Source organism: Pseudarthrobacter sp. NamB4, assembly GCF_005796185.1.
Lineage (GTDB): Bacteria > Actinomycetota > Actinomycetes > Actinomycetales > Micrococcaceae > Arthrobacter.
Map to the genome: position 1 here is coordinate 22,564 of NZ_VAHM01000024.1, position 7,859 is coordinate 30,422.

Genomic DNA, 7,859 nt, shown 5'->3' on the forward strand with positions numbered 1-7,859 from the left:
AAGACCTAGGAACCCATGAAACCCGCCCCCGCCCCGGCCGCCCACGTCCTCGCGCCCACCCCGGCAGGCCACATGCCCGCCGAATGGGAAACCCACACCGGAACGTGGATGGCCTTCCCGCCGCCGAACGAGACATTCGGACCGGTGGGAAGCCCCACCCTTGACCGTGCCCGGGCCGCCTGGACCAGGGTTGCCCAGACCATTGCCCGCTACGAGCCCGTCACCGTGGTGGCCGATCCCCGCGACGCCACCGTGGCAAAGGAGTGGCTCGGCGAGGGCATCACCGTAGTGGAAGTATCGCTAAACGACGCGTGGCTGCGGGACAGCGGGCCCACCTTCGTGCACCAGCCGGACGGATCGTTGGCCGCCGTCGACTGGATTTTCAACGGCTGGGGCGCCCAGGAGTGGGCGGCCTGGGACAAGGACCAGGACGTGGCCCGGGCCGTGGCCGCCGGGATGGCTGCTCCGGTCCGGCCCAGCCCGCTGGTCAACGAGGGCGGCGGGTTCCACGTGGACGGCCAGGGAACCGTCCTGCTGACGGAATCCGTCCAGCTCGATTCCGGACGCAACCCCGGTGCCACGAGGGAATCTGTGGAGGCTGAAATTCATGCTGCACTGGGCACCACCAAAGCCATCTGGCTGCCGCGCGGCCTCACCCGCGACTATGACGAGTTCGGCACCCGGGGCCACGTGGACATCGTCGCGGCCTTCGCCGGGGCCGGCACCGTCCTGCTGCACCGCCAGGATGACCCGGCCCACCCTGATCACGCCGTCTATCTGCAACTCCGTGCAGTCCTGCAGGGCCAAACCGATTCGAGCGGCCGTCCGCTCCGGATTATCGACGTTCCCGCACCCACCGTGCTCACGGACGGCGAAGGATTCGTGGACTGGTCCTACATCAACCACTACGTGGCCAATGGTGTGGTGGTCCTGTGCGCTTTCGACGACCCCAACGATGCCATCGCCAAGGGCATCCTGGAGCGCGCCTACCCGGGACGGAGGGTGGAACTGGTGGACGCCCGGGACATCTTCGCGTTCGGCGGCGGCATCCACTGCATCACCCAGCAGCAGCCCGTCCCGGCGGAAGGCGGCGCGGCATGAAACTCGCAGAACGAGAGCGGCAGCACGGCACGCGGCCCGCGTTCGATGTGGTGGAAGCCGGGATCCGCCAGCTCCGGTCCGCACTGGAATCGGGCGAGGTGACCAGCGAGGAGCTGGTACGCCTCTATCTGGAGCGGATCGAGAAGTATGACTCTTCCGGCATACGGCTGAATGCCCTCGTAGTGATGAACCCCGACGCCATCACCGATGCGCAGGCCTCGGACCGGCGCCGCGCCGCCGGGTTCACGCTGGGGCCGCTGGACGGGATTCCGTACACCGCAAAGGACAGCTACCAGGCCCGCGGCCTCACTGTGGCCGCCGGATCGCCGGCCTTCAAGGACCTGATGGCCCGGAAGGACGCGTTCACCATCGAACGCCTGCGGGCCGGCGGTGCCGTGCTGATCGGCCTGACCAACATGCCGCCCATGGCCAACGGAGGTATGCAGCGCGGGGTATACGGCCGGGCCGAGAGCCCCTACAACGCCGACTACCTCACGGCCGCGTTTGCCTCCGGATCCTCCAACGGCTCCGGTACGGCCACCGCGGCAAGCTTTGCCGCCTTTGGCCTCGCGGAAGAAACTTGGTCCTCGGGCCGGGCACCGGCGTCGAACAACGCCTTGTGCGCCTACACCCCGTCCCGCGGCGTTATTTCCGTGCGCGGCAACTGGCCGCTGGTCCCCACCATGGACGTGGTGGTCCCGCACACCCGCACCATGGACGACCTGCTGGAAGTCCTGGAGGTCGTGGTGGCGGACGACGCCGAAACCCGCGGTGACTTCTGGCGTGTCCAGCCCTGGGTGGAGGTGCCCAGGGCATCCGCTGTCCGCCCGGCGTCGTACCTTGACCTGGCCGTGAAGGACCAGGCCGGCGCCGGAAACGTGCTGGCAGGGAAACGCCTGGGCATCCCAAAGATGTACATCAACGCGGACCCGGAGGCCGGAACCGCACCCAAGCCCGGAATAGGGGGCCCCACCGGCCAGCGCATCAACACCCGTGCTTCCGTGATTGAGCTGTGGGAAGCCGCGCGGCGCGACCTCGAGGCGGCAGGGGCTGAGGTGGTGGAGGTGGACTTTCCCGTCGTCTCCAACTACGAAGGGGACCGCCCGGGCACGCCCACCATCGCCACCCGCGGCCTGGTCTCCAGGGACTACCTGCGCAGCGAAATTGTCAACCTGTCCGCCTGGTCCTGGCACGACTTCCTGGCCGCCAACGGGGACCCGAACCTGAACAGCCTGGCAGACGTCGACGGCGCGCTGATCTTCCCGGCACCCGAGGGGTCCCTGCCGGATCGGTACGAGGGGTTCGACGACGACATCAGCGACTACCCCGCCTGGATCCGGGAGCACGGGGTACCGTCGCTGACGGGGATCCCCCACCTGGCGGAGGGGCTGAAGGGGCTCGAGGAGACCCGGCGCGTGGACCTGGAGGAGTGGATGGACGGGCTGGGCCTGGACGCGGTGGTCTTTCCCGCCGTGGCCGACGTCGCGCCCGCGGACGCGGACACCAACCCGGCCTCTGCGGACCTCGCGTGGCGCAACGGCGTCTGGGTGGCGAACGGCAACCTGGTCCCCCGGCACTTGGGCATCCCCACCGTTACGGTTCCCATGGGACTGGCCGCGGATATCGCCATGCCGGTGGGCCTGACGATCGCCGGCAAGGCCTACAGCGACACGCTGCTCCTGCACCTGGCAGCCGCCTTCGCGGCCACCGGCAGCCGGCGCGTCCCGCCGCCCCGCACCACCGGCTGAGCTTAGGCACGGGAGAACCGGAAGAACTGCACACCGTGCGCGGCCACCGCCACTTCCAACGGCGGCACCCCACCCTTGCTGATGATGCCGGCTTTCCGCCAGTGCCCGGACCAGGCCGCCGCCCCGGTGTTGAAGACCGCTGCGAACATCCCTCGTCGTACTTTCCGCCGCCCACACCACAAGGTGGCCGTCCCGCAGCAGTCCCTGTAGCTGGGAATAGTAGTAGGCCTGGGCAGCCGTGGAATTCCCCTCATGAAGTGAAGGCCGAATTTGAGCCGCAGGCCATGGATACGGTCGGCGAGCGGCTTGGAGGCCCTCCTTGCCCGCCCTCCGCAAGGCCGCCCGTCCGGAGAGCGGAATCCGCCTTGACACCGGATTTGTTAGCGCTGACAGTTGAGGGAGCCAAATGACTTCCACTTGAAAGCTGAACCTGATGAAGAACTGGGCAGGGAACCTCGAGTACGCTTCCGCGGATGTCCGGAGGCCGGTTTCGGTGGATGAACTCGTCGGCATCGTGGCCGGGGCCGGAAGGGTCAAGGCCCTCGGATCACGCCACTCGTTCAACCGGGTGGGCGACACTGACGGCGTCCACGTACTCCTGGACGCTTTGCCCCATGCGATCGAACTCGACGCGGCACGTCAAACGGTCCGTGTCAGCGGCGGCGTCAGCTACGGCGAGCTGTGCCGCACCCTGGAACAGTCCGGCGTCGCCATTCACAACCTCGCGTCGCTGCCGCACATCTCCGTTGCCGGCGCAGTCCAGACGGGAACGCACGGCTCCGGCGTGGACAACCAGTCGCTGGCCGGTGCCGTCGAATCCATCGACCTTGTCCGCGCCTCCGGCGAGCACGTTTCACTTTCACGCGCCGATGGGGATGAGTTCCTGGCAAGCGTGGTGGGTCTGGGCGCTTTGGGAATTGTCACCGGCCTGGAACTCGCGGTCCAGCCCACTTTCCGGATGCGTCAGCGCGTCCTGGAAAACCTGCCGTGGGATGAGGCCCTGGCGCACTTCCCGGAACTGGTTTCCAGCGCCTACAGCGTCAGCCTTTTCACCGACTATGCCGGCAATTCCATCAGCCAGGTCTGGCTCAAGGCACTCGACCATGAACCGCCGCTGGGGAACCTGTTCGGCGCCACTCCCGCCGCGCGCCCACGGCACCCGCTCCCGGACATGTCCGCCGAGAACTGCACCCTGCAGATGGACGAATCCGGCCCGTGGCTGGACCGGCTGCCCCATTTCCGCCACGAGTTCACCCCCAGCAAGGGCGAGGAACTGCAGAGCGAATTCATCCTGCCCCTGGAGCATGCCCCCGCCGCCATCGAGGCGGTACGCAGCCTCGCAGACAAGCTCGCACCCCTGCTGTTCGTCTCCGAAATCCGAACCGGCGCCGCGGACGAGTTCTGGCTCAGCCCCTTCTACCGGCAGCAGAGTGCGGCGCTGCACTTCACCTGGAAGCCGCTGCAGCCGGAAGTCGAGGCACTCCTGCCGGAACTGGAAGACCTCCTCAGGCCTTTCGGAGCCCGCCCCCACTGGGGCAAGCTCTTCTCCCCGGCAGGCCACGACTGGGAGTCCCTTTACCCGCGCTTCGCCGGTTTCCGCTCACTGGCCTCGTCCCAGGATCCCGACGGGAAGTTCCGGAACGCGCTGCTGGACAACATTCTCGGTGTTTCGGCGGCCAGCGCAAGGTGAGGATCCGCGCCCGGTTTGGCCCGCGGCGGTGCGTTCCCAGCATGCTACCCGCTTGAGCCGATAGGCTGGACTGATGAACCGCCGCCTTGCTGCCCTGTCCGCCGCCCCCCTGCTGCTGCTCCTCGCCGGCTGTGGCGCCATAGAGGAAGCCGCAGGCAATGCTGCCAGCGATGCCGCGTCCAAGGTGGCCACCGCTGCCGCTGACGAGATCAACCGGCAGATCTGCAGCGTGGTTCAGGACGGTGTTGTCAGCGTTGAAGACAAACAGGTGCTGTCCGGCCTCGTTTCCGCCGCCCGCACCGCTGGGGTTCCGGCAGAAATCACAACGCCGCTCGGCCAGATTGCCGAGTCCGGGGACCAGGTGCCGGGAGACTCAGTCCAGGCACTTAAGGATGCCTGCGCGGCGTAAGGGCAGGTCCCCGAAACTCCCCCTTTTGACCGCCGCGTCCCGGTGCTACGGTGAACTGACGAACTAGTAAGCCTGTGATACTAAATTCACGGAGCGAAGGAGATCGTCATGGCTGAACGCGGCAACACAAAACACGGCCCTCATCTGGACGACCAGATGAAGCACGAGGCCCAGGGCGCGGTTCACGCGAGCCAACCTCCCCATGCGGAGGAATGGCGTGAAACCGAACCCTTCCCCGACGACACGGATCCTGCCGAGATCAGGGAGGCTCTGAATCCCGTTGCATCCCCGGACTCCCTTAGCGATGAGGAGGACGAACAGTGACCGGAAGTTTGAAGGATTACGCAGATCTGTACCGGCTTCCCGGCCCCTGGTGCACGGCCTATGTAGATGCCGGAACCGGCACGGTTGACACCCTTGAAGCCGCTGACGTCAGGCCGGGAAACACCCGGGCGCAACTGGAGGCGCAGGGAGCCTCGTTCGCAGACCTTGACGCGGTGGAGCAGGCACTCCAGCCCGAGGCAGGAGCTCCCTCCCCGGTCTCCCGGTATGTCCTGGTCCATCAGGGCAAGACGGAGATCAACGAGATCCTGCCGGGAGACCGGGTGCTGCCGGAGCGGATTTCGGTCGATGCAGTCCCTGATCTCCTCCCGCTGGTCAAGCACCGGCCGGAGGAATTTCCCTATGTAGTGGCAGAAGTCAGCCGCGAACACGGTGAAATCCGGTTGCACTACGCGGGTGCAGGCGCCCCCGCCAGCACCGAGGAGGTGCAGGGCAGCACAGAGCACATCAAGAAGTTCCAGGGCGGCGGCTGGGCCCACCTCCGCTTCCAGCACCATACCGAGGACGTGTGGCGCCGCAATGCCGACCAGGTGGCGGAGGAGATTGACCGGGTGGTGGGCAGCAGCGGAGCCCGCCTGGTAGTCCTGGCCGGTGACATCCACGCCCGCCGGCTTGTCCAGGAGCAGCTCTCCAAGGCGACCCAAACGCTGGTATCCGTGGTGGACTCCCACACGCATACGGCAGGCGCGGACCAGTCCCTGCTCGAGGACCAGGTAAACCAGCGGGTTGCTGAACAGTGGGCTACTGAGCAGCAGGAGATCATGGAACGGCTGGCCACGCAGGAAGGCCAGGCGAACCCCGAGTCCGCCATCGGAATCGGAGCCGTGGTGCATGCCCTCCAGCAGGCCCAGGTCGATGTTCTGATCCTCAACGACGCCGCCCTGTCGGAACGGACCCTGCTTGCCCTGGACGCCGAACCGTGGATCGCCACTGCCGAGGAAGAATCCCTGGCAGCCAACGTACTGGGCGCCGTTCCTGCGCCGGCGGCCCTTCTTCGGGCTGCGGCCCTTACCGACGCCCGCGTTCTCCTGGTTCCGGGCGGCGTCCTGCCGGAGGGCCGCGACATTGCCGCACTGCTCCGCTGGTCCACCGGGCCAAACGTCCCGTCGCCGTAGGCAGTATCCGGCCACAACACTCAGGACAGCTACCGCTCGGAGGTAAACGTGACAAGCGCAGATGAAAGCCGCGATCCCGTGCTCGAGGGAGTGATTACTCCTGAAGAGGACGCACTCCCACAGCCCACCCGGACCGGCCACGGGAAAATGCCCGAGGATGTTGACGACGATGTTTATCAGGCTGCAGCCGAACAGGAACGGGTTGAGGCCGGACTCGCCGATTATGCGCCGAGCGACGTCGCGCCAGCAACGGATCCGTTGCCCGAAGAAGCATCGGAAGCAGCGGATTTCGCCCAGCGGGGTCTGCTGGTCAACAACCAGGCGTCGGACCGGGAAGACAACGGGCAGCTAAGGTGACCAAAAGCCAGAGCAGCCCCGCCACTCAGTGGCGGGGCTGCTTTGTCTTTACTGCTCTGTGTTTACAGGGGATGGGACGCCTTACTGGCGAGCTGCATTACTGGCGGGGCTGGTCCGCGCCACGGAGGTTGCTGGCCCGCCCACCCTGGGGGCGCCTCACCGTACGGTGCTCCGGCGCGGCAAACGGAAGAACGCTCTGGTCGCGGTCCCCAGGCAAAGCATTCACAAACTTCGTTAACTCTTCCCTGAGGACTTTCCAGCTAATGTTGGGATCATCCGGATAAGCGTTAATTTCCGCCCGCCTGGCTGCCTCCAGGACGGCCTGGCCGGACTCTGTGAGTTCGACCTTAAACTGCCTGCGGTCTGCCGACTGGCGCGTCCTGGTGATGTGGCCGGCACTCTCAAGCCGGATCAGGACCCGCCCCAGGGTCTGGCTCTGGACGCGGATCGCTTCAGCCAGCCGCTCCTGGTTCAGGGGGCCGCCTGCAAGGCCCTCCAAGGCGATGACTGCAGCGCGGGTCAGCCCCAGATGAGCCAGGGCGTCGTCCTGCCGCCTCTGCACCATACGCGCCGCCACAGTGATTAGGCGGTAGCTGGTCCTGGCATCTGGATCGAGATTGCTGGTCATCGGGCCGTGGCCTTCCTGTGGGTGGCGAAGTGCAGGGTGTGATCACCTCTTTTTGCGTCGCTACATTCTCTACAATAAGCATGCTTAGCATCAGATTCGCAAGTAGGCTTACTATTCCCGGACCGCAGGCAGGCCCCGCAGCAGTCAATTCACCGCTCACCTTGCGCAGGAAAAGGAAAGTGTGCTTAGTATCTAATTAGTAACCATGCTTACTACTAGCCAGCACTGCTGGTTCTTGATCGCCAGCTGACCCTTCACGAAAGAGAGCCCGATGACAGAGAACCAATGGCCCCAGACCCCCGCTGCCACTGATCCCTATGGTGCAGCCCAGGTAGGGACGGAAGAAGGCTTCGGCACGGCCCCTGCTGCAGGTTCAGCCGGAACCACGAAGAGCCAGGCAGCGAAGGAAGAAGCCGCGCATGTCGCCGGTGAGGCATCGTCCGCAGCCCAGAATGTTGCGCAGACGGCA

The 7,859-nt window shown here is 66.1% G+C and carries 9 protein-coding genes and 1 pseudogene; 8 read left to right on the top strand and 2 right to left on the bottom strand.

Annotated elements, in window-relative coordinates; genetic code table 11:
* The first annotated feature begins 15 nt into the window (after positions 1 to 15).
* Complete coding sequence (locus FDW81_RS17265) at positions 16 to 1,101, top strand: agmatine/peptidylarginine deiminase (RefSeq protein WP_240720393.1); 1,086 nt, start codon at positions 16 to 18, stop codon at positions 1,099 to 1,101.
* Positions 1,098 to 2,849, top strand: coding sequence for an amidase (locus tag FDW81_RS17270; protein WP_138135438.1), 1,752 nt, complete (start codon positions 1,098 to 1,100; stop codon positions 2,847 to 2,849). The genes FDW81_RS17265 and FDW81_RS17270 overlap by 4 nt, the downstream gene beginning before the upstream one ends.
* Positions 2,850 to 2,851: 2 nt before the next feature.
* Here the strand turns inward: FDW81_RS17270 and FDW81_RS18190 are convergent, their stop codons facing one another.
* A complete protein-coding gene (locus tag FDW81_RS18190) occupies positions 2,852 to 2,998 on the bottom strand; it encodes a hypothetical protein (protein WP_171027266.1) in 147 nt (48 codons plus the stop codon).
* 284 nt (positions 2,999 to 3,282) lie between these two features.
* On the opposite strand from FDW81_RS18190, the gene FDW81_RS17275 reads away from it, so the two are divergent.
* The 5 genes from FDW81_RS17275 (at position 3,283) to FDW81_RS17295 (ending at position 6,762) form a co-directional block, all read left to right on the top strand.
* Complete coding sequence (locus FDW81_RS17275; RefSeq protein ID WP_138135439.1) at positions 3,283 to 4,539, top strand: D-arabinono-1,4-lactone oxidase; 1,257 nt, start codon at positions 3,283 to 3,285, stop codon at positions 4,537 to 4,539.
* A gap of 73 nt (positions 4,540 to 4,612) precedes the next feature.
* Positions 4,613 to 4,948 (top strand): hypothetical protein, encoded by a 336-nt coding sequence (locus FDW81_RS17280; RefSeq protein ID WP_138135440.1) that lies wholly within the window; start codon positions 4,613 to 4,615, stop codon positions 4,946 to 4,948.
* Positions 4,949 to 5,056: 108 nt separating this feature from the next.
* Positions 5,057 to 5,272, top strand: a complete 216-nt coding sequence (locus tag FDW81_RS17285; RefSeq protein ID WP_138135441.1) for a hypothetical protein — start codon at positions 5,057 to 5,059, stop codon at positions 5,270 to 5,272.
* On the top strand, positions 5,269 to 6,405 hold the full coding sequence (locus FDW81_RS17290; protein WP_138135442.1) for a Vms1/Ankzf1 family peptidyl-tRNA hydrolase: 1,137 nt from the start codon (positions 5,269 to 5,271) through the stop codon (positions 6,403 to 6,405). The genes FDW81_RS17285 and FDW81_RS17290 overlap by 4 nt, the downstream gene beginning before the upstream one ends.
* 48 nt (positions 6,406 to 6,453) lie before the next feature.
* Positions 6,454 to 6,762, top strand: a complete 309-nt coding sequence (locus FDW81_RS17295; protein WP_138135443.1) for a hypothetical protein — start codon at positions 6,454 to 6,456, stop codon at positions 6,760 to 6,762.
* 97 nt (positions 6,763 to 6,859) lie between these two features.
* Here FDW81_RS17295 and FDW81_RS17300 read toward each other — a convergent pair whose 3' ends face one another.
* The gene (locus FDW81_RS17300; RefSeq protein WP_138135444.1) at positions 6,860 to 7,390 is read right to left on the bottom strand and encodes a MarR family winged helix-turn-helix transcriptional regulator; all 531 of its coding nucleotides are present in this window, start codon (positions 7,388 to 7,390) and stop codon (positions 6,860 to 6,862) included.
* A gap of 271 nt (positions 7,391 to 7,661) precedes the next feature.
* Here FDW81_RS17300 and FDW81_RS17305 point away from each other — a divergent pair.
* A pseudogene (locus tag FDW81_RS17305) lies at positions 7,662 to 7,859 on the top strand (hypothetical protein); the annotation flags it as partial.